This is a genomic window from Marmoricola sp. OAE513 (assembly GCF_040546585.1).
Taxonomy (GTDB): Bacteria; Actinomycetota; Actinomycetes; order Propionibacteriales; family Nocardioidaceae; genus Marmoricola.
Map to the genome: position 1 here is coordinate 2,317,532 of NZ_JBEPOC010000001.1, position 25,170 is coordinate 2,342,701.

General features: G+C 70.4%; 27 protein-coding genes. 13 read left to right on the forward strand and 14 right to left on the reverse strand.

Translation table 11 applies throughout. The annotated features are described in order from the left end of the window. Positions 1-2: 2 nt before the first annotated feature. The gene (gene typA, locus ABIE44_RS11645) at positions 3-1,919 is read right to left on the reverse strand and encodes a translational GTPase TypA (protein ID WP_209717752.1); all 1,917 of its coding nucleotides are present in this window, start codon (positions 1,917-1,919) and stop codon (positions 3-5) included. Between the two features lie 103 nt (positions 1,920-2,022). Here typA and ABIE44_RS11650 point away from each other — a divergent pair, with 103 nt between their 5' ends. Further along, complete coding sequence (locus ABIE44_RS11650; RefSeq protein ID WP_209717741.1) at positions 2,023-2,574, forward strand: arsenate reductase/protein-tyrosine-phosphatase family protein; 552 nt, start codon at positions 2,023-2,025, stop codon at positions 2,572-2,574. Beyond that, positions 2,571-3,416 carry an N-acetylmuramoyl-L-alanine amidase gene (locus ABIE44_RS11655; RefSeq protein WP_354438021.1) on the forward strand — a complete coding sequence of 282 codons (846 nt, stop codon included), beginning with the start codon at positions 2,571-2,573 and terminating at the stop codon, positions 3,414-3,416. Before ABIE44_RS11650 ends, ABIE44_RS11655 begins: the two co-directional genes overlap by 4 nt. Here the strand turns inward: ABIE44_RS11655 and ABIE44_RS11660 are convergent. Continuing rightward, on the reverse strand, positions 3,413-4,213 hold the full coding sequence (locus ABIE44_RS11660) for an SDR family oxidoreductase (RefSeq protein ID WP_354438022.1): 801 nt from the start codon (positions 4,211-4,213) through the stop codon (positions 3,413-3,415). The two genes, ABIE44_RS11655 and ABIE44_RS11660, sit on opposite strands and share 4 nt — an antisense overlap. Before the next feature lie 70 nt (positions 4,214-4,283). Between ABIE44_RS11660 and mshA the strand changes: the two genes are divergently transcribed. Together mshA and ABIE44_RS11670 are read left to right on the forward strand one after the other, a co-directional pair. Beyond that, positions 4,284-5,585 (forward strand): D-inositol-3-phosphate glycosyltransferase, encoded by a 1,302-nt coding sequence (gene mshA / locus ABIE44_RS11665; protein ID WP_502912733.1) that lies wholly within the window; start codon positions 4,284-4,286, stop codon positions 5,583-5,585. Then, positions 5,582-6,076, forward strand: a complete 495-nt coding sequence (locus ABIE44_RS11670) for a type III secretion system chaperone family protein (RefSeq protein ID WP_209717727.1) — start codon at positions 5,582-5,584, stop codon at positions 6,074-6,076. The genes mshA and ABIE44_RS11670 overlap by 4 nt, the downstream gene beginning before the upstream one ends. On the opposite strand, the gene ABIE44_RS11675 is transcribed toward ABIE44_RS11670, so the two are convergent. Continuing rightward, a complete protein-coding gene (locus ABIE44_RS11675) occupies positions 6,073-6,747 on the reverse strand; it encodes a hypothetical protein (protein ID WP_209717724.1) in 675 nt (224 codons plus the stop codon). The two genes, ABIE44_RS11670 and ABIE44_RS11675, sit on opposite strands and share 4 nt — an antisense overlap. 125 nt (positions 6,748-6,872) lie before the next feature. Between ABIE44_RS11675 and ABIE44_RS11680 the strand changes: the two genes are divergently transcribed. Then, positions 6,873-7,796 carry a DMT family transporter gene (locus ABIE44_RS11680; protein WP_209717721.1) on the forward strand — a complete coding sequence of 308 codons (924 nt, stop codon included), beginning with the start codon at positions 6,873-6,875 and terminating at the stop codon, positions 7,794-7,796. Between the two features lie 106 nt (positions 7,797-7,902). Then, positions 7,903-8,205, forward strand: a complete 303-nt coding sequence (locus tag ABIE44_RS11685) for a hypothetical protein (protein WP_209717719.1) — start codon at positions 7,903-7,905, stop codon at positions 8,203-8,205. On the opposite strand, the gene ABIE44_RS11690 is transcribed toward ABIE44_RS11685, so the two are convergent. Genes ABIE44_RS11690 through ABIE44_RS11705 form a run of 4 tightly spaced genes read right to left on the reverse strand, consistent with a single transcriptional unit; the run spans position 8,175 to position 12,175 of the window. Then, entirely contained in the window at positions 8,175-9,014 is an 840-nt protein-coding gene (locus ABIE44_RS11690; protein ID WP_354438023.1) for an NAD-dependent protein deacetylase, read from the reverse strand. The genes ABIE44_RS11685 and ABIE44_RS11690 overlap by 31 nt on opposite strands. Positions 9,015-9,045: 31 nt before the next feature. Next, positions 9,046-10,329 (reverse strand): serine hydrolase domain-containing protein, encoded by a 1,284-nt coding sequence (locus ABIE44_RS11695; protein ID WP_209717716.1) that lies wholly within the window; start codon positions 10,327-10,329, stop codon positions 9,046-9,048. Between the two features lie 20 nt (positions 10,330-10,349). Further along, positions 10,350-11,027, reverse strand: coding sequence for a response regulator (locus ABIE44_RS11700; protein ID WP_209717714.1), 678 nt, complete (start codon positions 11,025-11,027; stop codon positions 10,350-10,352). Continuing rightward, entirely contained in the window at positions 11,024-12,175 is a 1,152-nt protein-coding gene (locus ABIE44_RS11705) for a sensor histidine kinase (protein WP_209717711.1), read from the reverse strand. The genes ABIE44_RS11700 and ABIE44_RS11705 overlap by 4 nt, the downstream gene beginning before the upstream one ends. A 124-nt stretch (positions 12,176-12,299) precedes the next feature. Here ABIE44_RS11705 and phoU point away from each other — a divergent pair, with 124 nt between their 5' ends. After that, a complete protein-coding gene (phoU, locus tag ABIE44_RS11710; protein WP_209717709.1) occupies positions 12,300-12,956 on the forward strand; it encodes a phosphate signaling complex protein PhoU in 657 nt (218 codons plus the stop codon). 117 nt (positions 12,957-13,073) lie between these two features. Here the strand turns inward: phoU and ABIE44_RS11715 are convergent, their stop codons facing one another. The 3 genes from ABIE44_RS11715 to ABIE44_RS11725 form a co-directional block, all read right to left on the reverse strand. Beyond that, positions 13,074-13,817, reverse strand: a complete 744-nt coding sequence (locus tag ABIE44_RS11715) for a phosphoglyceromutase (RefSeq protein ID WP_209717707.1) — start codon at positions 13,815-13,817, stop codon at positions 13,074-13,076. Further along, entirely contained in the window at positions 13,814-14,398 is a 585-nt protein-coding gene (locus tag ABIE44_RS11720; protein WP_209717704.1) for a copper chaperone PCu(A)C, read from the reverse strand. Before ABIE44_RS11720 ends, ABIE44_RS11715 begins: the two co-directional genes overlap by 4 nt. 62 nt (positions 14,399-14,460) lie before the next feature. Continuing rightward, positions 14,461-15,189, reverse strand: coding sequence for a UbiA family prenyltransferase (locus tag ABIE44_RS11725; RefSeq protein WP_209717700.1), 729 nt, complete (start codon positions 15,187-15,189; stop codon positions 14,461-14,463). A 191-nt stretch (positions 15,190-15,380) separates the two neighbouring features. Between ABIE44_RS11725 and ABIE44_RS11730 the strand changes: the two genes are divergently transcribed. Beyond that, positions 15,381-15,866, forward strand: coding sequence for a CarD family transcriptional regulator (locus ABIE44_RS11730; protein ID WP_209717698.1), 486 nt, complete (start codon positions 15,381-15,383; stop codon positions 15,864-15,866). A gap of 69 nt (positions 15,867-15,935) precedes the next feature. Then, positions 15,936-16,505, forward strand: coding sequence for a 2-C-methyl-D-erythritol 4-phosphate cytidylyltransferase (locus tag ABIE44_RS11735; protein WP_354438024.1), 570 nt, complete (start codon positions 15,936-15,938; stop codon positions 16,503-16,505). On the opposite strand, the gene ABIE44_RS11740 is transcribed toward ABIE44_RS11735, so the two are convergent. Genes ABIE44_RS11740 through ispF form a run of 3 tightly spaced genes read right to left on the reverse strand, consistent with a single transcriptional unit; the run spans position 16,474 to position 18,560 of the window. Beyond that, positions 16,474-17,175 (reverse strand): IspD/TarI family cytidylyltransferase, encoded by a 702-nt coding sequence (locus ABIE44_RS11740; protein WP_209717693.1) that lies wholly within the window; start codon positions 17,173-17,175, stop codon positions 16,474-16,476. The two genes, ABIE44_RS11735 and ABIE44_RS11740, sit on opposite strands and share 32 nt — an antisense overlap. A gap of 10 nt (positions 17,176-17,185) precedes the next feature. Then, on the reverse strand, positions 17,186-18,055 hold the full coding sequence (locus tag ABIE44_RS11745) for an alpha/beta fold hydrolase (RefSeq protein ID WP_209717690.1): 870 nt from the start codon (positions 18,053-18,055) through the stop codon (positions 17,186-17,188). A 28-nt stretch (positions 18,056-18,083) separates the two neighbouring features. Then, complete coding sequence (gene ispF, locus ABIE44_RS11750) at positions 18,084-18,560, reverse strand: 2-C-methyl-D-erythritol 2,4-cyclodiphosphate synthase (protein ID WP_209717686.1); 477 nt, start codon at positions 18,558-18,560, stop codon at positions 18,084-18,086. Positions 18,561-18,747: 187 nt separating this feature from the next. Between ispF and ABIE44_RS11755 the strand changes: the two genes are divergently transcribed. Both ABIE44_RS11755 and ABIE44_RS11760 read left to right on the forward strand, forming a co-directional pair. Continuing rightward, entirely contained in the window at positions 18,748-20,259 is a 1,512-nt protein-coding gene (locus ABIE44_RS11755; RefSeq protein ID WP_209717683.1) for a molybdopterin-dependent oxidoreductase, read from the forward strand. A 44-nt stretch (positions 20,260-20,303) separates the two neighbouring features. Further along, positions 20,304-21,089 (forward strand): SDR family NAD(P)-dependent oxidoreductase, encoded by a 786-nt coding sequence (locus tag ABIE44_RS11760; RefSeq protein WP_209717680.1) that lies wholly within the window; start codon positions 20,304-20,306, stop codon positions 21,087-21,089. A 267-nt stretch (positions 21,090-21,356) separates the two neighbouring features. On the opposite strand, the gene ABIE44_RS11765 is transcribed toward ABIE44_RS11760, so the two are convergent. Then, complete coding sequence (locus tag ABIE44_RS11765; RefSeq protein ID WP_209717677.1) at positions 21,357-22,667, reverse strand: C39 family peptidase; 1,311 nt, start codon at positions 22,665-22,667, stop codon at positions 21,357-21,359. 73 nt (positions 22,668-22,740) lie between these two features. On the opposite strand from ABIE44_RS11765, the gene cysS reads away from it, so the two are divergent. Then, a complete protein-coding gene (cysS, locus tag ABIE44_RS11770; protein WP_209717674.1) occupies positions 22,741-24,153 on the forward strand; it encodes a cysteine--tRNA ligase in 1,413 nt (470 codons plus the stop codon). Next, positions 24,153-25,103, forward strand: coding sequence for a 23S rRNA (guanosine(2251)-2'-O)-methyltransferase RlmB (gene rlmB / locus ABIE44_RS11775; RefSeq protein ID WP_209717671.1), 951 nt, complete (start codon positions 24,153-24,155; stop codon positions 25,101-25,103). The genes cysS and rlmB overlap by 1 nt, the downstream gene beginning before the upstream one ends. Positions 25,104-25,170 lie beyond the last annotated feature (67 nt).

Below are 25,170 nucleotides of genomic sequence, written 5' to 3' on the forward strand. Positions count from 1 at the left end.
GCTCAGGAGTTGGCGGCGGCGTTCTTCGCTGCAGTCCGGGCGCGGGCCGCCGTACGCAGGCGCTCGCCGGCGTCCAGCACGACCTTGCGGATCCGCACCGTGTCCGGGGTGACCTCGACGCACTCGTCGTCGCGGCAGAACTCCAGGCACTGCTCGAGGCTGAGCTTCTTCGGGGGGATGAGCTTCTCGAAGTTGTCCGAGGTGGAGGAGCGGACGTTGGTCTGCTGCTTCTCCTTGGTGATGTTCACGTCCATGTCGTCGGCGCGCGAGTTCTCGCCGATGATCATGCCCTCGTAGACCTCGGTGGTCGGCTCGACGAACATGACACCGCGCTCCTGCAGGTTCGTCATCGCGTACGCCGTGGCCGCGCCCGCGCGGTCGGCCACCAGGGAACCCTGCGAGCGGGACTGGATCGGCCCGGCCCACGGCTCGTAGCCCTCGGAGATGTGGTGGGCGATGCCGGTGCCGCGGGTCTGGGTGAGGAAGTCGGTCCGGAAGCCGATCAGTCCGCGCGAGGGGACCAGGAACTCCATCCGCACCCACCCGGTGCCGTGGTTCGTCATCTGCTCCATACGCCCCTTGCGCAGCGCGAGCAGCTGGGTGATGGCGCCGAGGTGCTCCTCGGGCGCGTCGATCGTGAGGCGCTCGGTCGGCTCGTGCAGCTTGCCGTCGATCTCCTTGGTGACGACCTGCGGCTTGCCGACGGTGAGCTCGAAGCCCTCGCGTCGCATCTGCTCGACCAGGATGGCCAGCGCGAGCTCTCCGCGGCCCTGGACCTCCCAGGCGTCGGGGCGCTCGGTGGGGAGGACGCGGAGCGACACGTTGCCGATCAGCTCGCTGTCGAGGCGGTCCTTGACGAGGCGGGCGGTGACCTTGGTGTTCTTGGTCGGGCCCTTGCCGGCCAGCGGCGAGGTGTTGGTGCCGATGGTCATCGAGATGGCCGGCTCGTCGACGTGGATGAGCGGCAGCGCGACCGGGTTCTCGGGGTCGGCCAGCGTCTCACCGATGGTGATGTCCGGGATGCCGGCGATGGCGACGATGTCGCCGGGGCCGGCGCTCTCGCCCGGCTTGCGCTCGAGGCCCTCGGTGACCAGCAGCTCGGTGATCTTGACCGTCTTGGAGGTGCCGTCGCGCTTCATCCAGGCCACGTTCTGGCCCTTCTTCAGGTTGCCCTCGTGGATGCGCAGCAGCGCGAGGCGACCGAGGAACGGGCTGGAGTCGAGGTTGGTGACGTGCGCCTGCAGCGGTGCGCCCTCGGTGTAGGTCGGGGCCGGGATCGTGTCCAGGATCGTCTGGAACAGCGGCTCGAGGCTGTCGCCGTCGGGCATGGTCGCGTTCTCCGGCGCGGTCAGCGAGGCGATGCCCGCGCGGCCCGAGGCGTAGACGACCGGGAAGTCGAGCGCGTCCTGGCTGTGCGACTCGTCGAGCAGGTCCATGAACAGCTCGTAGGTCTCGTCGACGACCTCGGCGATCCGGGCGTCTCCGCGGTCGGTCTTGTTCACGACCAGGATGACGGGCATGTCGGCGTTCAGCGCCTTGCGCAGCACGAACCGGGTCTGCGGCAGCGGACCCTCGGACGCGTCGACCAGCAGCACGATGCCGTCCACCATGGACAGGCCGCGCTCGACCTCGCCACCGAAGTCGGCGTGACCGGGGGTGTCGATGATGTTGATCGTCATCGGCTTGCCCTCGGCGGCCGGGCCTGCGTAGTGCACCGCGGTGTTCTTGGCGAGGATGGTGATGCCCTTCTCGCGCTCGAGCTCGCCGGAGTCCATCGCCCGCTCGGAGACGCCCTCGGCCTGGTGCTCGGTGAACGCGCCCGCCTGGAGGAGCATGGCGTCGACCAGCGTGGTCTTGCCGTGGTCGACGTGCGCGACGATCGCGACGTTGCGCAGGTCGTTACGGGTGGTGGTGCTCATGAGCAGTGGTGCCTTCCGGGCAGGAGTGAGACAGGTCTCGATAACGGGGTCTGATGCTGGGTGAGTGCGTCGAACGACGACCCCGAAGTCTATCGTGAGTCTCGTGTCCGACCTGCCACCGCCAATTGGCGCCCCCACGTTCTCGGTGCTGTTCGTCTGCATCGGCAACGTCTGCCGCTCCCCGGTGGGAGAACGGCTGCTGGCGGCCCGGTTGCCGACGGACCGGTTCACCGTCTCGAGCGCCGGGGTCGGGGCGATGGTCGGCTACGCGATGAGCAAGTACGCCGCGGCGGAGCTGGTCGGCTACGGCGGCGATCCAAAGGGCTTCGCCGCCCGCCAGCTGACCCCCGACCTGATCGAGGGCGCGGACCTGATCCTGACGGCCACCCGCGACCTGCGCTCGCAGGTGCTCTCGGAGTCACCGGGTGCGCTGCGGCGCACCTTCACCATCCTGGAGTTCGCTGCGCTGACCGGCATGAACGACGCCACCTCGCCGGCCGAGGTCGTCAAGTGGGCCGGTGCGCACCGTTCCGCCGCGGGCTCGGTCGAGCAGGACGTGCCCGACCCCTTCCGCCGGGGTCCGGAGATGCACGCGGCGGCGGCAGCGGCCATCCACGACGCGGTCCAGCAGATCGCCGAAGGCCTGCAGCGTTGATCCGCTCGGTTCTCGCCGCGACGGCGGTCGTCGCCGTCGGGCTCACCGCGGTGCTGACCTCGGGGTCGGCTCCCGGAGCGGAGCGCGTGCACGACGACCGGCCCGACCGGGTCGCGGTCGTCGCCGGGCAGACCGTGGTGGCACCGGAGACGCTGGTCGCCAGGACGACCGCTCGGCCGCTGGCCGGGATCCGGATCGCCCTCGACCCGGGTCACCAGCTCGGCAACCACCGCTTCCCGGCGAAGATCAACAGGCTCGTCCCGGCCGGGGGCTTCGAGAAGCCGTGCAACACCACGGGGACCTCGACCAACGGCGGCTACCCGGAGGCGACGGCCAACTTCGCGATCGCGTCGGCCGTGAAGAAACGCCTCGAGGCGCTCGGGGCCACCGTGCTGATGACCCGCACGCGGAACAGCCCGAAGCTGTGGGGACCGTGCGTCGACGTCCGGGGCAGGTTCGGCGAGAAGGTGCACGCGTCGCTCACGGTGAGCCTCCACGCCGACGGCACCCGTGCGTCCGGCCGCGGTTTCCACGTGATCGCGCCGAAGTCGCGCAAGCCGTGGACGAACGACATCGCCAAGCGGTCGTTGAGGCTGGCCAAGGCGCTGCGCGCCGGCCTGGACCAGCACGGGGTGAAGCGGTCGAACTACCTCGCCGGCGGCACCGGTCTGGTGATCCGCTCGGACCTCGGAACGTTGAACAAGTCCGACGTGCCGATCGCGATGGTCGAGCTCGGCAACATGCGCAACGCCAGGGAGGCGAAGAGGTTCTCCAGCGGCAAGGGCCAGCAGACGTACGCCGCAGCAGTGGTCGCCGGGATCCGGAAGTACCTGCGCCGCTAGTCGGAGAAGATCGGCCCCCGGTGCAGCTGGAACTGCGCCGCCTGGGCGACCGGCCGCAGCACCATCTCGTCGACGTTCACGTGCCGGGGGAGGGTCGCGACCCAGCGCACGGCCTCGGCCACGTCCGCCGCGACCAGCGGGCTGTCCACGTCTGCGTACACGGCAGCCGCACGGTCCGCGTCACCGAGCCGGGTCAGCGCGAACTCGTCGGTGTGCACCATCCCGGGCGCGATCTCGGTCACCCGGATCGGTTCGCCGTTCAGCTCCAGGCGCAGGGTCTGGCTGACCGCGCGCAGGCCGTGCTTCGCCGCGGTGTAGCCGCCACCGGCGACGTAGGTGTTCGTTCCCGCGGTCGAGCCGATGTTCACGATCAGGCCGTGCCCGGTAGCGCGCAGCGCCGGTAGCAGCGCCTGGGTCACCCGGACCACGCCGAGCACGTTCACCTCGTACATCCGTTGCCAGGTCTCGATCTCGGCGTCGGCGACGTGGGCGGCGTCGAAGGCACCGCCGGCGTTGTTGACCAGGACGTCCAGGCGGTCCCCGACACTGTCCGCCAGTGCGGCGACCGACGCCGCCGAGGTGACGTCGCAGGTGACCGCGGTGCCGCCGATCTCCTCCGCGAGCTGGGCTATCCGGTCGGTACGCCGTGCCGCGCAGACCACCCGGTACCCGTCCGCGGCGAGAGCCCGGGCCGAGGCGGCGCCGATCCCGCTGCTGGCACCGGTGACGACGGCGACTCGGGCTTGATCGGTGCTCACAGGGGCTCCTCGGGGACTGCGCGGAAGGGGGTTTCCCATCCTGGCACGGGGGAATGGGCAACAATGACCGGTGGTTGTGTCGGTGATCGGTGCCAGGGGAGGAGGCCAGGTGAACGCAGCGCGCACGCACGACGAGCCGCACGGCGCGGAGCCGTCGATCCGTCGTCTCGCGATGATCAGTCTGCACACCTCGCCCCTCGAGCAGCCCGGGACGGGTGACGCCGGCGGCATGAACGTGTACGTCACCGAGGTGGCCAAGCGGCTCGCCTCCCGCGGCATCGAGGTCGACATCTTCACCCGCGCCACCGACTCGCAGCTGCCCGCGCTCGTCCCGGTCTCGGCCGGCGTGAACGTGCGGCACATCGTCGCCGGACCCTTCGAGGGTCTGGCCAAGGACGAGCTGCCCGGCCAGCTCTGCGTGTTCGCCCGCGAGGTGCTGCGCACCGAGGCCCAGTTCGACCTCGGCCACTACGACGCCGTGCACAGCCACTACTGGCTCTCCGGACAGGTGGGCGCGCTCGCCCGCGACCGGTGGGGCGTGCCGCTGGTGCACTCGATGCACACGATGGCCAAGGTCAAGAACGCGTTGCTCGCCGAGGGCGACGCTCCCGAGCCGCCGGCGCGGGTGATCGGCGAGGAGCAGGTCGTCGCCGCTGCGGACATGCTCATCGCCAACACGGTCGACGAGGCGAAGGACCTGATCAACCGCTACGACGCCGACCCGTCCAAGGTCGAGGTCGTGCACCCCGGTGTCGACCTGGACGCCTTCCGCCCGACCTCGATGGCCGCTGCGCGCGCCCGGCTCGGGGTGCGCCAGGACGCGCACGTGCTCGCCTTCGTGGGCCGCATCCAGCCGCTCAAAGCGCCTGACGTGCTGCTCCGCGCCGCCGCCGAGCTGCTGCGCCAGGACCCGTCGCTACGCCACCGGCTCGTGGTCGCCGTCATCGGCGGACCGTCGGGCACGGGGCTGGAGCACCCTGACGCCCTGGTCGGGCTGGCGCGTTCGTTGGGCATCGCCGACGTCGTCCGGTTCGTGCCGCCCGTGCGCCGCGACGAGCTGGTCGACTGGTACGCCGCCGCGACCCTGGTGTGCGTGCCGTCGTACAACGAGAGCTTCGGGCTCGTCGCCGTGGAGGCCCAGGCCGTCGGCACTCCGGTCGTCGCTGCCGCTGTCGGCGGCCTGACCACCGCCGTGGTCGACGGCGAGTCCGGTTTCCTGGTCGAGGGTCACGACCCGGCCGACTACGCCCGGGTGTTCCGCCGCGTGATCGCGGAGCCGGCGCTGCGCGCCGAGCTGTCGATGGGCGCGGTCGCGCAGGCGTCCGGCTTCAGCTGGGAGCGGACGGCCGACGCGACGCTGGAGGTCTACCAGCGTGCGGTCCAGGTCCTCACCGCAGAGGGTGTCCGATGAGCGCGGCGGACGTCCTGCGCGCGGCGCTGACCGACGGGGGGATCGACTGGGAGGAGCTGACGCCCGGCATCGTCGACGTCGTCCTGCCCGGTGAGCGCAAGCTCAAGATCCCGGTGCGGATCGAGGTGGGCGCGCACGCACTGAGCCTGCACGCGTTCGTGTGCCGCAAGCCGGACGAGAACTTCGAAGCCGTGTACCGGTGGATGCTCGAGCGCAACATGAAGATGTTCGCGATGGCCTTCGCCCTCGACGCGGTCGGCGACATCTTCCTGGACGCGCGGCTGCCGCTGAGCGTGGTCACCCCGGAGGAGATCGACCGGCTGCTCGGGTCGGTGCTGTCCTACGCCGACGAGTCCTTCAACGTGCTGCTCGAGCTCGGCTTCGCCTCGGCGATCCGCAAGGAGTGGAACTGGCGGATCGCGAACGGCGAGTCGACCGCCAACCTGGAGGCGTTCCGGGGCTGGCTCGAGGTGGAGCCGGCCGCGGACTAACCCCGCTGGACCACCCGCGAGAGCAGGACCGGCTTGTGGTCCCGGACGATCGCGTAGTCCACCGGCCTGCCTGTCGCTTCGAAGACCGAGATCGGGGCGACGCGACCGCGCGAGATGAAGCTGCCGCCCGCCTCGGAGGTCAGTCTGTCGATCTCTGCCTGGCCGACGAGCGCACCCGCCTTCACGTCGCCGTCCTGGGGACCGAGACGTTTCGTGCCGAGCTCGAAGAAGGCGAGCGGTGACCGACCCGTGGCCTTCTCCAGGCACGCCGCCGTCTCGGTGACCCGCCAGAGGTTGTCGGTCCGCTTCACGGTCAGGACCACCCGAGGCTGCTTGCCCGGCTCGGCCAGACCGACCCGCTTGGTGTCCTCGTCGATGTTCGTCGAGCGGGCGGTCTCGTTCGCGCCGAGCCACTTCTCGACGGCGGCGGTCGCGGTGAAGGAGCCGCTCTTCGCCGAGGTCTCGACGTCGAACCGGACCACGGCATCCGCGGCGCAGATCCCCTCGGCGCTGAACTTGTCCACGTTCGCGCCGGGCTCGACCACCGACGTACCACCCTCGGGCTCGTCGTCGACCGACCGCGAGATCGCAAAGCCGATGACGCCGATCAGCACGATCGCGCCGATGATCCCGAACAGCACCCGACGGGGGTTCGCGCTCTCCTCGCTCATGCCGGACAGGGTGTCAGCACCCCGGTGGACGGACAATCACCGGGTCGCCGATGTTGTCCGGATCCTGCGGGTCGCCGTCCGAAAATGGTGTGCCGCGGGACGTCCCGGTCGCCTAGGTTCGATCAGTGACGACGACCCCAGCTCCCCCCGCCGGTTCGAGCACCACCGCACCGCCGGCCTGGCAGCCGGTCGCGGCGATCGCGACGACGTTGCTGCTGTGGGCCTCGGCCTTCGTCGCGATCCGGCACCTCGGGCACGAGGTCAGCCCGGGTGCGCTCTCGTTGGGCCGGCTGCTCATCGCGGCGCTGGCGCTCTCGGTGGTGCTGCTGCGTTCCCCGCGCAACCGGTTCACCCGCACCGAGATCCTCCTGCTGCTCGGCTGCGGGGTCGCGTGGTTCGGCATCTACAACCTGGCCCTGAACGCGAGCGAGCAGAAGATCGACGCCGCCACGGCCGCCATGGTGGTCCAGGTCGGCCCGATCCTGATCGCGCTGCTCGCGGCGCTCTTCCTCGGCGAGAAGCTCACCGGGTCGCTGCTGCTCGGCATGGCGGTCGCCTTCGGTGGCGTGGTCGTGATCGGCAGTGCGATGCGCGGCGACGGAGGCTCCGACCTGGACGGCGTGCTGCTCGCCCTGCTCGCAGCGGCTACCTACGCCATCGGTGTGGTGTGCCAGAAGGTGTTGCTGCGACGTCTCACCGGACTCGAGGTCACCTGCTACGCCTGCTGGATCGGCGTCGTGGTGTGCCTCCCGTGGGTGGGCGACCTGTCGGACGTGGTGACGCACGGATCGGCGCAGACTCTGCTGCTGATCGGGTACCTCGGGCTCTTCCCGACGGCCGTCGCGTTCCTCACCTGGGCGTTCGCCCTGCGCTTCACCGACGCCGGCAAGCAGTCGCTGACCACGTTCCTGGTGCCGGTGATCGCCACGGTGCTGGCCTGGGTGCTGCTCGACGAGGTCCCGCCGGTCCTCGCCTTCGTCGGCGGTGCTGTGTGCATCGGCGGGGTCCTCGTCACCCGGCGCAAGCCGAAGGTGCCGCCGGCCGGTTAGCGAGCACGGGTCGTTGGTCCCGACCTTCGCCGAACGGCCCCGGACCGGGGGTGCGCGGGGTGACAGTGGAGGTCAGCACGATTCACGAAGCCAAGGAGGGCGAGCCGTGCAGACCTCGATGCTGTACACCGTCGGGCGGGCACTGACCCGAGCTCACGACGAGGGGCACGTCGTCGACGTGCTGGTCGGAGGGGTCTGGCTCAGCGGCCGGATCGTCGGCAGCGACACGGCAGGTGTCGTCCTCGAGGACGGCCAGGACCACTGCATCGTCCGGCTCGAGGGGATCATCGCCGTCCGGGTGCGTCGAGGTGAGCTCGTCGAGGACTCCGCGGACGACGCCATGCCGATGCCGCCCCCGGGGACGAACCGGTCAGGTGCTCACACCGCGCGGGTCGTCGACGTGGCGTAGCCGGTGAGGGTCTCGGCGCAGCCCGCGTCGACCTTGAGGCTCGCCAGCTCGTCGCCGCGGGTCTCGCCGCGGTTCACGATCACGATCGGGATGCCGCGTGCGTGCGCCTGCTTCACGAACCGCCGGCCGCTGTAGACCTGCAGCGACGAGCCCAGGACCACGAGTGCCTCGGCCTCCTCGACCAGCCGCTGGCACTCCTGCACCCGGGGCGGAGGCACGCTCTCGCCGAAGAAGATCACGTCGGGCTTGAGGTCGCCACCGCACCGGCCGCACGGCGCGACCACGAAGGTGGCGGTCTCCTCCAGCGCGACGTCGCCGTCGGGCAGCTGCACCAGCGCGTCCGGACCGAAGCCCGGGTTCAGGTCGGCGAGCACGGACTGCAGCTCGGCGCGCGCGGTCGTCGTCGAGCAACCCAGGCAGATCACCTGGTCGAGCCGACCGTGCAGGTCGATGACGTCCCGGTGCCCGGCCGCCCGGTGCAGGCCGTCGACGTTCTGGGTGATCAGGCCCGACAGCCGCCCCTCCGTCTCCAGACCGACCAGCGCCGAGTGCGCGGCGTTCGGGAGGGCGGTCCCCATCGCCGACCACCCGAGGTAGGCACGCGCCCAGTAGCGCTGCCGCGCCGCCTCGGTACGCCGGAAGTCGGCGTACGTCATCGGCCGGCGGACCGGAGCTCCCGGCCCGCGGTAGTCGGGGATCCCGGAGTCGGTCGACACGCCGGCACCGGTGAGGACCAGCCAGCGCCGGTCCCCGAGGACGTCGGCCATCGAGTCCGCGGTCGGGGTCGCAGTCGGAAGCGCGCTGGTCACTCCATCATTGTCGCGGACCGCGCAAGCAGCCTCAGCCGATCGGTGCCGCTTCCAGGCCGATCCGGTGGCCGATCTCCCAGAACCGCGCGAGCTCGGGGTAGATGACCGATTTCCCCGTGGTGATCAGCCCGACCGACAGCGCACGCTCGGGGTCGGCCCACCCCATGATGTTGATCCAGCCGAGGTGGCCGAACGCCTTGGTCGTGTTCGGCCCGTACAGGCTGAGCACCTTGCCGCCGAGCATGTAGCCGTAGCTGAAGGCGATCGGCAGACCGAGGCTGCCGTCGACCTCGAGGTGCGACTGCGCGACCCGCGCCCGGCGCAGGGTGCGCTCGCCGATCACCCGGGTGCCGTCGAGCTCGCCCCCGCAGCGCAGCACCTCGTAGAACCGACCGAGCTCGTTCGCGGTGGCGACCCCGTTGGCGGCGGGAAGCACGGCGGTGAGGAACCGCGGGTCGTTCGACATCCGAGTCGCCTCGTCCGGGTGCACGCCGAGCGCGCGGGTCAGGAAGGTGCTCAGCGGCGGGACCGGGATTGGTCCGGTCGGGTAGTTCACCGCCACCTTGCCGATGTCCTCGGGGGCGACGCCGTAGTTCATCCAGCGGAAGCCGAGCGGTTCGAGGATCTCCTCGGCGAGCACGTCGCGGATGCTGCGCCCGGTGATCTCGCGGACCACCTCGCCGAGCAGGCTGCCACCGGACACGGCGTGGTACGCCTGCTTGGTCCCGGCACGGGAGAGCGGCTTGGCGTCGTACATGTACTCGCGCTGGGCCTGCCAGTCGTCGATCGTGTCGAAGGTCAGGGCATCCTTCGGAGCGTTCGGGATGCCCGCGCGGTGCGAGAGCACGTGACCGATCGTGATGTTCGACTTGCCGTTGCGGGCGAACTCGGGGAGGTACTCGGCGACCGGGTCGCCGATGTGCAGCAGACCCTTCTCGTCGAGCAGGTGGATCAGCGTCGCCGTCGTGCCCTTGGTGGCCGAGAAGATGCAGAAGGGGGTGTCGGGGGTGGCCAGCACCTTCTCGGCGTCACGGTGATCATCGGGGCCGTTGCCACTGGCGTGACCGATCGCGCGGTCCAGGACGACCTGGCCCTCCCGGCGCACGCAGAGCGCGACGGCGGGGTGGATGCCGGAGCGGTACAGGTTCCGGGCGGCTTCCCAGATCGCCTCGACGTTGTCGCGGGTCATCCCGACGTCGGTGGGGTCGACCTCGTCACCGACCGTGGTGACCGCGTCCAGGTCCTTCGGGATCCGCGCGCGGCGGAGCAGGTCGGGGACGCCGAGACTGTCGTGGATGAGCGAGGACCTGCGCACTGGTCGAATGTACCGGGCCTTCAGAGGTCGAGCTTGTACCCGAGTCCTCGCACCGTGGTGAGGAAGACCGGCTCCGCGGGACTGGGCTCGATCTTCGCCCGGAGCCGCTTCACGTGCACGTCGAGCGTCTTGGTGTCGCCCACGTAGTCCGATCCCCAGACCCGGTCGATCAGCTGACCGCGGGTGAGCACCCGGCCGGGGTTGCGCAGGAACATCTCGAGGAGCTCGAACTCCTTGAGCGGCAGCCGGACGTCCTCGCCGTCGATGGTGACGACGTGCCGCTCGGTGTCCATCCGGACCGGGCCGGCCTCGAGCGTCAGGGGTGCCAGGTCGGGTTCGGTGCCTCGGCGCAGCACCGCGCGGATCCGGGCGACCAGCTCGCGCGGTGAGTAGGGCTTGGTGATGTAGTCGTCCGCGCCGAGCTCGAGACCGACGACCTTGTCGACCTCGTCGTCCTTCGCGCTGACCATGATCACCGGGACGTTGGACGTCTGCCGGATCTGCCGGCACACCTCGGTGCCGGGCATGCCCGGAAGCATCAGGTCGAGCAGCACGATGTCCGCGCCGGCACGGTCGAACTCGGTCAGTGCGTCGGGGCCGGTGGCGGCGATCGCCACGTCGAAGCCCTCCTTGCGGAGCATGTACGACAGGGCGTCGCTGTAGCTCTCCTCGTCCTCGACTACCAGGACTCGGGTCATGTTGTTGCCTCCACGTTGGTGGTGGGTGTCTTCCTCGGAAGGGTGAGGGTGAACGTCGAACCCTGGCCCTCGACGGACCAGACCCGGACGTCCCCGCCGTGCGAGGCAGCCACGTGCTTGACGATCGACAGCCCCAGGCCGGTGCCGCCGGTGGAACGGTGCCGGGCAGGGTCCACCCGGTAGAACCGTTCGAAGATGCGGTCGATCTCCGTCGCGGGGATACCGATCCCCTGGTCGGTGACGGAGACGTCCACGGTGGTGTCGCCCGGCTTGGCGGAGACCACGACCGAGGAGCCCTCGGGGGAGTAGGCCACCGCGTTCGCGACCAGGTTGCCGATCGCGACGGCGACCTGCTCCCTGTTGCCGAGCAGCGTCAGGTCGCGTTCGCCGTTGTGCACCAGGGAGATGCTCTTCGCGTTCGCGTCGGTCAGGTTCTCGTCGATGGCGCGCGTGATGATCGCGTCGACCTCGACGGCGACCGGTTCGTCGAGCGGGTCGTCACCCTGGAGTCGGGACAGCTCGATGATCTGCTGCACGAGGCGGGCGAGGCGCTCGCTCTCGGTGTGCATCCGACCGGCGAAGCGCTGGACCGCCTCGGGGTCGTCCGAGGCATCGATCACGGCGTCGGAGAGCAGCCGGATGGCTCCGACCGGGGTCTTCAGCTCGTGGCTGACGTTGGCCACGAAGTCGCGTCGGATCGACTCGACGCGGCGCTCACGGGTCCGGTCCTCGACCAGCGCCAGCACGAGCTGGGAGCTGAGCGGGGCGACGCGCGCGGTGACGTAGCGCGGCGGTGTCCCCGGCGCCCGGGTCATCACGACCTCGGTCTCGCGGATCTGGCCGTCGCGGCGTACCTGCTGGACGAGCTCCTCGAGCTCGCGGACGGTGAGCCGGCGCTCACGCACCAGACCCATCGCGATGGCGGGTGCCGAGGCCTTGAGGACCTGGTCGCTGGCGTCCACGACCAGGGCGCTGCTTCGCAGGACCGAGAGAACGGCGGCGACCCCCGGCGGCAGCGCGCTGGCAGGCGTTGCCGGTACGTTGCGGGGGTGCGTCTGCGTCTCGCTGATCCGCCAGGCGAGGACGACACCAGCACCGATGGCTGCGCCGAGCAGGGCGAACAGCAACGCTTGGGTCGTCGGGCTCACACCGGGAATCGTACGCAGGGTTTCACCCAGTGGTTCGGCCGCTCGCTATGGCTTTCAAGGACTGTTCGCCCCCCGTTCACACAACGCCCCCTGCTGTTCACCCGCCGCGCCTAGGGTGAGGGTCATGCGCGATGCCTATGCAGACCAACTCGACTCGATTCGGGACGACTTGCTCACCATGACCAAGCTGGTGGGGAACGCCGTCTCCCAGGCGACCGGCGCCCTGCTCGACGGGGACGCGACGGTTGCCGAGCAGGTGATCTCCGACGACGCCGCGATCGACTCCCTCCGGGTCACGATCGAGAACCGCAGCTTCGAGCTGCTGTCGCTCCAGAACCCGGTTGCCGGCGACCTGCGCATGCTCGTCGCCTCGCTCCGGATGGTCAGCGAGTTCGAGCGGATGGGTGACCTCGCGGTGCACGTCGCGAAGATCGCCCGGCTGCGCGTCCCCGACGTCGCGGTGCCCGACGAGGTCGTCCCGACGATCGCCCGGATGGCCGCGGTCGCCGAGGTGATGATCGCGAAGGTCGGCCACGTCATCGCCGATTCCGACGTCGCCGCCGCCGAGGAGCTCGAGCAGGTCGACGAGGAGATGGACAAGCTCCGTCGCAGCTCGTTCCGCGAGCTGCTGGGGTCGGACTGGAAGCACGGCGTCGAGCCGGCCGTCGACATCGCCCTGCTGGGGCGCTACTACGAGCGGATCGCGGACCACGCGGTCTCGATCGCCCGCCGGGTCGTGTTCCTGGTGACCGGCGAGCAGCCGACCTACCTCACCAGCTGACGTGGCTGGGACCGCGCGTCCCTCACCACATCTCGCGCGCTCGGTCGCCGAGCTCGTTCCTCGCCTATGCGCTCGCTGCTCGATGACCGACGATCAAGGCCGCTGACGCCTCCTTGATCACTTGCCCTGGTTGGCCACCGCGGCGGCCGCAGCGGCAGCAGCCTCGGGGTCGAGGTAGCGACCGCCGGGGACGGTCGGCTTGAAATCGGCGTCCAGCTCGTAGACCAGCGGCATCCCGGTGGGGATGTTCAGGCCGGCGATGTCCTCGTCGGAGATCTGGTCGAGGTGCTTCACGATCGCGCGCAGGCTGTTGCCGTGCGCTGCGACCAGCACGGTGCGCCCGGCGGCCAGGTCGGGGACGACCTCGTCGTTCCAGTAGGGCAGCAAGCGGGCGATGACGTCCTTGAGGCACTCGGTGCGCGGCAGGTCCTCGCCGAGGTCGGCGTACCGGGCGTCGTTGGCCTGGGAGTACGGGTCGTCGTCGCTCAGCGGCGGCGGCGGTACGTCGAAGGAACGCCGCCAGAGCATGAACTGCTCCTCGCCGTACTCCTCCAGCGTCTGCTTCTTGTCCTTGCCCTGGAGCGCGCCGTAGTGCCGCTCGTTGAGGCGCCAGGAGCGCTTCACCTCGATCCAGTGCCGGTCCGCCGCATCGAGGGCCAGGGCGGCGGTGGTGATCGCGCGCCGCTGCAGCGAGGTGTGCAGGACGTCGGGCAGGATCCCGGCCTCGACCAGCAGCTCACCTCCGCGGACAGCCTCGGCGCGACCCTTCTCGGTCAGCGCGACGTCGACCCAGCCGGTGAACAGGTTCTTGGCGTTCCACTCGCTCTCGCCGTGGCGGAGCAGGACGAGCGTGGAGGTCATCCCTCGGCCTGCTCGGTCTCCTCGTCGGCGGGCGCGGTGGCCTCGTCGCCGGGCTTCTCGGTGGCCTCGTCCGTGGCCTTGTCGTCCGGAGTCTCGGTCGGAGCCATCGGGACCTCGAGGTACTCGTTGCCGTCCTCGGGGTCGTTGCTCACGATCGTGGCGTTGACGGTCAGCGAGTCCCCGTCGGAGAACGTGAAGGTGAGGCGCACGTGCTCGCCGACCTTGATCGCGGAGCCCGCGAGCGAGAGCTGCGGGAGACCCTTGACCGGGGTGGCCAGGTTGACGATCCCGTTCGGGGCGATCTTCACGCCGTCGCTGGTCGCGGTGATGCCGTCGCCGGTCACGCCGGTGAGGGCGAGCTCCTCGTTGGTGTTGTTCACGATGCTGCCCGCGAACGTGCCCGAACCGTTCTCCGCCGCGACCACGACCGCGTTGTGGATCTCGGCGCTCGCGGAGCGCTTGTAGGCGCCCTGGGCCGGCTGGTAGGGCTGGTCGGTCTGCGCGCCGAAGCCGCACGCCGCCAGGGCAGGAGCGATCAGGACGGCGACAAGGGCCGTACGGCGCTTGAAGGGGGACTTCACGAGAACTCGTGTCCTCTCAGGAGGCGTGCGAAACGTGGGTGTGGGGCGGCAGCAGCCTACCGTCACTGGCGCAGGCCCACGGACGCGGCAGCGACGACGAGACCGACCAGTGCTGCTGCCGTGGCGACCACGGTGAGGAACAGCAGCCGCGGAGCGCCCAGGCGCAGGGCGGTCCGGAGCGGGAGGGTGCGCGCGCCGGACTTGTTGTCGGCCACCAGGTCCCCCAGCGAGGTGATGAAGTGCACGCAGAGCCCGAGTCCCGCGGCGAGCAGGGTGACCGCCCAGGTGGGCTCCGAGCCGTGCAGCCCACCGGCCCAGCCGCCGTACGCCAGGAAGGCCGGGTACAGCGCGAAGGTGAGCATCCAGCCGAGGAACGACAACGGGGTCCGGTGCAGCCAGCGGTTGTGGATCCAGCCGATCGGCAGCGTGGCCAGCAGGGCGATCGCGGCGACGACGCCGCTGGAGACCGCGAGCGGGACCGCTAGCAGGATCAGCACCATCATCCAGTAGCTGGCGCTGCTCGGGTCGACGAGGCCGGCGGCCAGCGGCTTGCCCGGCGTCTGGGCGCGATCGTCGTGCTTGAGGTCGCACAGGTCGTTCGAGAGACCGAGCGAGAGCTGGACGACGAGGACGGCGCCGATGACGACGAGCACATCCCGCGCGGGACGGTCCGTGAGCGAGGCCAGCACGCCCATGACCGCGGCGGCCAGGACGGCCTGCTTGGGGTGCGTGCACCGCACCAGGTCGGTGATCCGCTGCCTGCGGCGCTGCGTCGTGCCTGACTCGGTCATGGACGAAAACTATCCATGTCGTGCGTCCGCGGGGAGTGCGACGCGACGCGACGTTCGGCGGACCTCGGTCCGTTGACGCACACACAGCACATCCCTGTCAAGGCCTCGTTAGCGGCCTGACCTGCGCAAACGCGAAATCGACGCGCCGTACGCCGTGTTAGACTGGTCACCTTGAAAGGGGTTAACTGCATATGACTTTCACCGTCGGCGAAACGGTTGTTTATCCGAATCACGGGGCCGCCATCATCGAGGACATCGAGATGCGCACCATCAAGGGCGAGCCGAAGGAGTACCTCGTACTCCGGATCGTGGCCCAGCAGGACCTCGTTGTACGAGTCCCCGCCTGCAACCTCGACCTGGTCGGGGTTCGCGACGTGGTGGACAAGGAAGGACTGGACCGGGTCTTCGACGTGCTGCGCGCGATCGTCCCGGACGAGCCGACCAACTGGTCGCGCCGCTACAAGGCGAACCTGGAGAAGCTGCACTCCGGTGACGTGATGAAGGTGTCCGAGGTCGTTCGCGACCTGTGGCGCCGCGAGCGTGACCGCGGACTGTCGGCCGGCGAGAAGCGGATGCTCGCGAAGGCTCGTCAGATCCTCGTCTCCGAGCTGGCACTGGCCGAGCACACCAACGAGGACAAGGCCGAGGCCATCCTCGACGAGGTCCTCGCGAGCTGAGCCCACGCGACTGCTGCTGTCGAACGCCCCCGATCCTGGTGATCGGGGGCGTTCTGCTTTGCTGGGCGGGTGGACGACGAGGAGATGGCCGCACTCGGCTGGGTCCCGGTCGAGGGCCGGGGATCGCTGCCGTTCGCGCTGGTGCACGGCGAGTCGCTGGTCGCGGCCGCCTCCTGGGCGGTCGGCGAGGCCGGGGTGCAGCTCTTCGACGCCTCCGTCGCCTTCGAGCAGGTCAAGGAGTCCGGCCGGCCGCTGCTGCTGCACGACCCGCTCTGCCCGCTGGTGCCGGCCGACTTCCTCGCGCGTGCGGTCGACCGGTGCCGGGAGACCGGGCAGACCGTGGTGGCGTTCAGGCCGGTCACCGACACCGTGAAGCTGCGCGAGGGCGACGTCCTCGGCGCCACGGTCGACCGCTCCGGACTGCGCGCGGTCACCAGCCCGGTGGTGGTGCCCGGCTCGGTGCTGGCCCGGGTCGACGGCCTGGACACGACGGACTTTCCGGCACTGGTCGCGCAACTCTCCGATCTCGGCGACCTGCTCTGGTTGGAGGCTCCCGCGATCGGGCGCCGCATCTCCGGTCAGGACGACCTGACCGGGTTGGAGGCCCTCAGTCGTTCGCTGAGCTCGGCGCCTGACTGACCAGGAGCTCCTCGGCCAGCGCGAGGTCCTCGGGGAACGTCACCTTGATGTTCGCGGCCTCGCCGTCGACGGCGTGGACGGCGAGGTCGGTGTACCGCTCCAGGCAGGCGGCCGTGTCGGTGCCGCGGAAACCGTTGGCGGCAGCCGCGTCGTACGCCGCGACCAGCGGACCAGCGGCGAACGCCTGCGGTGTCTGGACGGCTGCCAGCCCGCTCGGCGCGCGACTGCCGTCGGCGTTGCTCAGCGGCACGGTGCGCAGGACCGGAACGGCCGCCCCGTACCGGTCGGCTGCAGCGACGACTGCGGTGAACAGGGCTGCTGACGCGAGCGGACGGGCCCCGTCGTGGATCGCGACGACGTCGAGCTCGCCCGCGTCGATGTCGGTCCGGAGCGCCTCCAGCGCCCTGGTCTCGGAGTCGTGCCGCTCCTCGCCGCCGTCGACGAGCCAGACGTCGTACGGGCCCAGGTGCGGTGCCAGTGCGGCACCGACCTCGTCGCGGTCCTCGGGGCGGACCACCACGACGATCCGTGTGCAGCTCTCCACCGCCAGGGCGGTGCGGACGCTGCGGGCCAGGATCGGGCTGCCGCCGAGCGGGAGCAGCACCTTGTTCTTCTCCGCGCCGACGCGTCGGCCGGACCCTGCTGCGAGCAGGACGATCGCGGTCTTCACCGGCGCAGTCTCACACGTGCGGGCGGATCAACCTGATCAGGACGCCGGAGACCAGCTCGTCGCGTTCCAGGGGCAGCATGTGGCCGGCGTCGGGGATCACCGTGAGCACGGCGCCCTCGATGTTCTCGGCGATCTTGCGCGCGTGCGCGGGCGTGGTCAGCACGTCGCGGGTGCCGACCAGGACCTGGGTGGGGATGCCGTCGAAGACCTTGAGCGCCTCGACCGCGTCGAGGCGCAGGCAGTCCTCGTAGAAGCCGACCACGGTCGCGGCGGAGGAGTTGATGAGACCCTCGACGGTGAGGGCGGCGTCGACCAGGCGCATCGGGCGTCCGAACAGGAAGCGCCGGATCACCTGGCGTTCGATGATCGGTGCGCGACGACGTGCCTTCTTCGTGAGTGTCCGCGAGCGCAGCGCGAGCATCCGGGGGATCTGGGCGCGCACGAACGGGCCCATCTCGGGGAGACCCAGGGTGATCGTGTCGAGCTCGCCGGAGGAGGTCGCGACGAAGGCGACCCCGACGACGCGGTCGAAGAGCTCCGGGCGCTGACCGGCGAGCACCATCGTCGTCATGCCGCCGATCGAGTGTCCCGCGATGACGAGCTTCCCGGTCGGCGCGTAGGCGTCGATGACGTCGCTCATGTCGCGCGCCAGGTTGGCGATGGTGCAGTCGGCCTTCGGCGTCTCGTCGGAGCTGCCGTGGCCACGGTGGTCCCAGGTGACGATGCGGATCCGGTGGCCGAACTCCCGCTGCAGGTCCCGGACCTGGTAGTGCCAGTCCGCCTGGTTCAAGGTCCAGCAGTGCGCGAGCACGGCGGTCAGCGGCGCGTCCTCGGGACCGTAGGTGCGCACGTCGAGGCGCAGGCCGTCAAAGGTCTTCATGGAAGGAAAGTACCTGATACACCGTGTCTCAGGTATCTCGTTGCAGCAGTGCGGTCGCGATCGCCGCGACGCCCTCGCCGCGACCGGTGAGGCCCAGGCCGTCGGTGGTGGTCGCGGAGAACGAGACCGCGATGCCGTGGGTCTCGGCGAGGTGACGTTCGGCCTCGGTCCGGCGGCCCCCGATCCGCGGCCGGTTGCCGACCAGCTGGACCGCGACGTTGCACACCGTCCAGCCCGCTGCCCGGACCCGCACCAGGGTCTCCGCCAGCAGGGCGTCGCCGGCAGCGCCGGACCACTGCGGCTCGGAGGTCCCGTAGTTGCTGCCGAGGTCGCCAAGACCTGAGGCGGAGAAGAGTGCGTCGCAGATCGCGTGCAGCACGACGTCGCCGTCGGAGTGACCCTCGGGCCCCGAGGTCTCCTCCGGCCAGGTCAGTCCGGCGATCGTCATCGGCCGTCCCTCGACGAGACGGTGCACGTCGGTTCCGATACCCGTTCTGAGATCCACGGGACGAGGCTACCGAGTGTCCGAGCTTGCGCGGGGCCACACCCGTGGCGCCAACGCCTGCTGAGGAACGAAGTGACGATTGCGCCCGTGATCATGCCGGGTATTCGGGGCGGATGCTGCACGATGGGGCGGTGATCCCCGCTCCTCCCGCCGTCGCCGCGGCGTCGGCGCCTCCCCGGAGGCTCGTGTGAAGCGGACCACGCCCTACCTCGCCCTGGCGGGTCTGCTGACCGGCGCTGCCGGCATCGTGACTGCTCAGTCGACCGCCTGGCTGCTCCAGGCCGGCGCGGGCCCGGTGCGCGCTGCGCGCACCACGGCCGTCGACCTAACGCCCGGCGTCGTCATGCGCTGGCTGGTCTCCAAGACCAGCTCGGTGGGTCTGCCGCTCGGCAACATCATGGTGATCATCCTCCTGCTGGTGGTGTTCGCGGTCGTCGGTGTGCTCGCGCTGCGACGCCCTCTGGTCGCAGACGTCGTGTACGTCGCGACGGCGGGCATCGGGGTGGTCTCCGCCCTCCGGATCGACCGGTCCATCGAGTCGGCGATGTGCCCGGTGGTCGCGATGGTCACCTGGATCGTCGTGTCCCGGCTGCTCGTGCGGACCGTGGGACGCAGCCTTGCGCCGGACGAGGTCGACCCGTCGCGCCGGCAGCTGCTCGGCTTCTTCAGCGGGGTCGTCCTGGTAACCGCGGGGGTCGGCGTGGCAGGTCTCTCGAGCCGGTCCAAGCGCAACGCGGTCGACAGGTCTCGTCGCCTGCTGCGCCTGCCCATCACCCGCGGCTCGGTGCCCGCCGGGTCGCGCCTCGGGGTCGTCGGGATCAGCTCGTGGCGCACCCCGGCCCGCTCCTTCTACAAGGTGCGCGCGTCGATCTCGGACCCGGTGATCGAGATCGACGACTGGACGCTGCGGGTGCACGGGATGGTCGACCGCGAGGTCGAGCTGAGCTACTCCGACCTCGTGAACCTGCCGATGATCGAGGCGTGGGTGACCATGTGCGCGGCCACCAACGAGGTGGGTGGGGAGAAGGTCGGCAACGCCTACTGGTCAGGGATCCGGTTGGGCGACATCCTCGAGCAGGCCGGCGTCCAGGCCGCGGCCGACACCGTCGTGCAGACCGGGAAGGACGGCTGGACCTGTGCCGTTCCCCTCGACCTGCTGACCGACGGCCGGACGGCGATGCTCGCACTGGCCATGAACGGTGCCGTGCTCGAGGTGGGTCAGGGGTTCCCCGCGCGCACGGTCGTCGCCGGTGTCTACGACTACGCGACGACGACCAAGTGGGTCGTCGATCTCGAGGTCACCACGGCGGAGGAGGCGTCGACCCGGTCGGCCGAGGAAGGCTGGGACGAGGGCAGTCCGGTCCGCACCCAGTCCCGGATCGACCTGCCCCGCGACGGCGACGACGTACCGTCCGGCACCCTGGAGATCGGTGGCGTCGCGTGGTCGCCGCACGCCGGGATCAGGGCGGTCGAGTACCAGCTCGACGGTGGCCCGTGGGTGACCGCCCGCGTGGGCACGACGACGAGGACCGGCGATGCCTGGGTGCAGTGGACCGCCGACCTGGAAGTCGGGACCGGTGCGCACGTGCTCGTGGTGCGAGCCACCGACATGACCGGGGTCGTGCAGACCGACGTCGAGAACGCGGCGGAACCGAGCGGTGCCACCGGGCTCCACCAGATCGACTTCGACGTCGTCTGACCCGAACTCCGGTGCTGCCCGGAGCAAGGTCCTACGCTGCGGGCATGGGAACCGACCTGAGCGCCGACTTCTCCGACCGTCCCGGCGCGGCACTGGTGGTCGGGGGCAGCGGCGGCCTGGGCCGTGCCGTCGTGCGGATGCTCGGTGAGCGCGGCAGCGCGGTGGTCGCGACGTACCGGTCCGGCCGGCGGGCCGCCGAGCAGGCGGTCTCCGAGGCGACGGCGCACGGCGTACGAGGCGAGGCGCTGGGGCTGGACACCCTCGACGACGCCGCGGTGGTCGACGCGGTCACCGCAGTCGTCGCCCGGTACGGCGGCCTGCACACGCTGGTCTACGCAGCCGGACCGCACGTGCCGATGACGCACCTCAGCAAGGTCGACCCGGCGGCTCTGTCGACCCAGCTCGAGGTCGACACCGGCGCGTTCTTCCGGGTCGTCTCCGCCGCGCTGCCGGCGCTGCGCGAGGCGCGAGGGAGCGTGGTCGCGGTGACGACGGCTGCCACCTCGCGTTACCCCGTCCGTGACGGGTTGTCGGCTGCTCCGAAGGCGGCGGTCGAGGCGCTGGCGCGCGGTCTCGCCGCGGAGGAGGGGCGGTTCGGCGTGCGGGTGAACTGCGTCGGTCCGGGGATGCTGACCGACGGGATGGCGGACCGGTTGATCAGCTCGGGGGAGCTGGACGAGCGAGCGCTGGAGGTGACGCGGGGGAACATCCCGCTGCGGCGGTTCGGGCAGGCGGTCGACATCGCCGAGGCCGTGTGCTTTCTGGCTTCTGACCGGGCGGGGTTCATCTCGGGGCAGAAGCTGGACGTCGACGGGGGATACGGGGTCTAGCGTCCCGGTCGTCGAGCTTGCCGAGACGTGGTGAGGTCCCCGGTCGTCGAGCTTGCCGAGACGTGGTGACCTGACCGCAACCCGCGCGCCACCCGGCCGCCCGCGGGGGCGGCTGAGCCAACCACCGTTCCGCTCGTTCCTCGCTCCACGGGGCCAGGCCCATCCACGGCTCCGCCGCCCCCGCGGGCGTCCGGACGTCGCGCACCCCACCTCCGCGGCTCCGAGGTCGCGTCGCTGCGCTGGTGAACTTTCCCGCCTGGGTGGTGCCTACCAGTTGTGGATGCCCTTTGGCCGCTTCGGGAGCGGGTGCTTGGCGTCGGTGACGATGTAGGCGGTGCCCCAGGAGCCGCGGAGCCAGGCTCGTTCGAACTCGGCGCGGTTGTAGGTGCGGCGGACGCTCTTGTTGGTGGGGGCTGCGGGGTCGTTGACGATCGGGTTGCCGGCGGCGGTGAGGCCGGTGAGGACGACGAGGTGGCCGGCGGTGGCGGTGATGGGGGCGTTGCGGAGCTGGCCCTTGCCGAACTTGATCGAGACGATCACGGGGATGCCTGCGCGGAGGAATCGCTCGGCCATGCGGAGGTTGGTGAGTCGCGTGACGAAGGCGTTGCCGGTGCGGGTGGCGGCGTACGCGGTGTTGAACGGCCAGTTGCCGGTACCCCGGTAGGCGTAGTCGTAGGTCAGTCGGGCGACGTGGTCGACCCAGCGGTCGGCGTACTTCTTCGGGACCCAGGCGTACGACGTCGGGTCCGGGAGGCGGCCGTAGTAGCCGAGCACCATCGAGAGTGACGTGGGCGAGCACCAGGCCTCGCCACCTCCGCCGTACTGGGGAGCGTGTCCGCGGTGGGTCATCTGGCTGTACCCCGGGACGGCCAGGCTGACAGCCGTCCTCCTGAGCGGGACCGACGTCGCGGGCAGCGTTGTCGACGGGGTCGCGGTTGCGGCGCCGATCGCGTTCAGGCTCGGTGCCGCCCCTCGGGGCAGACGGAGCAACCGGACCGTGAGGCGGTAGCCGGTGAGCGCCTTCGGCCCAGCCACGACGGTGTCGGTCGAGACCCGGGCGACGGCGTCCTTCTGGGTGCTGCCGCTGGTGCGCTTGAACCCGGAGTCACCGAGCGTCCAGGTGCCGAGCTTCTTGGCGCTGCTCACCGTGCCCGCGGTGTTCCTGACGGTGACGAGGACCTGGACCAGGGAGCCGGTCGGGGTGCTCGCGGTCCAGGACGGCACCAGCTGGGTGAAGGTCTGCTTCGGGGTGACCCACGGGGAGGTCCAGGTCGCGTACTCGTAGCTCTTGTCGCCGATCTTGCGGGTCCCGACGGGGGAGCCGAGGTGGACGGTGCCCGCCGAGATGGTCGTCCCGCCGCGGGTGCCGCGCGCGAAGTCGGCGGTGCTGGTGAAGGCGCCGTAGCTGCTCTTGACCGGGGTGGCTGCCAGGCGGACCGAGTCGACCGGGCCGCTGCTCAGGTCCGGGCGTATCACCACCAGGGCGCCGAGGCCGAGCACGAGGGCGACCAGGCTGACGGCGACGCGCGGGTACGCGATCGCACGCGCGAGCTGTGGCCGGAGATCGGGGAAGGGCACCTGAGAACGGTAACCCCACTTGTCACATAAGTGATCAATTTTCACATAGCCTCGGGACCAATAGACTTCCCCGGTGACCCTGAGGCTCTATGACACCGCAACCGGCGAAGTCCGCGACTTCGTGCCCCTGGAAGAGGGCAAGGCCGGCATCTACGTGTGTGGTCTGACGGTGCAGAGCGAGCCCCACGTCGGGCACGTGCGTTCGGCGGTGAATTTCGACCTGCTGCGGCGCTGGCTGATCGCGTCCGGGTCCGAGGTCACCTTCATCCGGAACATCACCGACATCGACGACAAGATCCTCACCAAGGCCGCCGAGCAGGGTCGCCCCTGGTACAACCTCGCCTACGACATGAAGCGCGAGCTGGACCGTGCCTACGCGGACCTGCACGTGCTGCCTCCGACGTACGAGCCGGCCGCGACCGGGCACGTACCGGAGATGATCGAGCTCATCGAGCTGCTCATCGAGAAGGGTCACGCCTACCCAGCCTCCGACGACTCCGGTGACGTCTACTTCGACGTCCGGTCCTGGCCGTCGTACGGCGAGCTGACCCACCAGGGCATCGACGACATGGAGGCGGCCACCGACGCCGACCCGCGGGGCAAGCGGGACCCCCGTGACTTCGCCCTCTGGAAGGGTTGGAAGTCCGACTCCGAGCCGGTGACGGCGTCGTGGCCCGCGCCCTGGGGTCGCGGTCGTCCGGGGTGGCACATCGAGTGCTCCGCGATGGCCGGCAAGTACCTGGGCCAGGCGTTCGACATCCACGGCGGTGGCGTCGACCTGCGCTTCCCGCACCACGAGAACGAGCAGGCCCAGTCCCGCGCCGCGGGTGGTGGGTTCGCGTCGTACTGGTTGCACAACGCGTGGATCACCACGTCCGGCGAGAAGATGAGCAAGTCGCTGGGCAACTCGCTGCTCGTCCCGGAGGTGCTCAAGAAGGTCCGCGGCATCGAGCTGCGCTACTACATGGTGGCGGCGCACTACCGCTCGCACGTCGAGTTCTCGTTCGAGGCGCTGGGCGACGCCGCCTCGGCCTTCCAGCGCATCGAGCGCTTCGTCGAGAAGGCCGGGGGTGTCGCCGCCGACGGGACGTTGCCGGAGGCCTTCGTCGCTGCGATGGACGACGACCTCGGCGCTCCGGCCGCGGTCGCCGTCATCCACGACCTGGTCCGCGCCGGCAACTCGGCGCTGGCCGACGGCGATGCCGCCGGCGCTACCAGGGCTGCCGACGACGTCCGGGCGATGCTCTCGGTTTTGGGTCTGGACCCGGCTGATCCACACTGGACCCAGGACTCGGGCGGTTCCTCGGAGCGCCTGAGCACGGCAGTCGACGTGCTGGTGCGCGGACTGCTCGAGGCCCGACAAGCAGCACGAGAGGCGAAGGACTTCGCCACCGCCGACACGATCCGCGACCAGATCGCGGCTGCCGGCATCGAGATCGAGGACACCGCGGCGGGGCCGCGGTGGACTTTGGAAAGTAGCAACTGATGGCAGGCAACAGCGCGCGACGTGGCGCGATCAAGAAGTCCGGCAAGGGCAACCCGACCGCGGGTTCGGGTGGACGGGTGAAGCGCGGCCTGGAGGGCAAGGGTCCGACGCCGAAGGCCAAGGACCGCCCGAACCACAAGGTCTACAAGGCCAACGAGCGCGCGGCGCGCGCCGAGGCCAAGCGACCGAAGCGGCGTGCCAAGCCCGGTGAGGCCGAGTGGGTCGCCGGGCGCAACTCGGTGGTCGAGGCGTTGCGCGCCAAGATGCCGGTGATCGCGGTGTACGTCGCCGAGGGCGCCGAGCGTGACGCCCGCCTGCGCGAGACCTTCCAGCTCACCTCCGACCTCGGCATCTCGCTGATGGAGGTGCCCCGGGTCGAGCTCGACCGGATGACCGCCGGTGCGGTGCACCAGGGCCTCGCGGCGCGGGTGCCGGCGTACGAGTACGCGCACGCCGACGACTTCCTCGAGCTCGCGGACGAGCGCGGCGAGAAGCCGCTGATCGTCGCGCTCGACTCCGTGACCGATCCGCGCAACCTCGGTGCCGTGGTGCGGTCAGCCTCGGGCTTCGGTGCGCACGGTGTCGTCATTCCGGAGCGCCGTGCCGCAGGGATGACGCCGTCGGCGTGGAAGACCTCCGCCGGGGCTGCTGCACGGGTCCCGGTCGCGCAGGTCGTGAACCTGGTCCGCCAGCTGAAGGCCTACCAGGACGCGGGTTGCATGGTCATCGGTCTGGCCGCCGACGGGGAGGTCTCGCTGCCCGACCTGGATCTCGCCGACGGGCCGCTGGTCATCGTCGTCGGGTCCGAGGGCGAGGGCCTGGGACGCCTGGTCTCGGAGACCTGCGACGTGCTGGTCTCGGTACCGATGGCGTCCTCGCTGGAGTCGCTCAACGCGGGCGTCGCTGCATCGATCGCGCTCTACGCGGTGGCGGAGAAGCGCAAGGGCTGAACCCCCGACACGCGTCCATCGGCACGTGTCCCAGTTGGATCCATTGAGTTGAGCGATCTGAGAGACT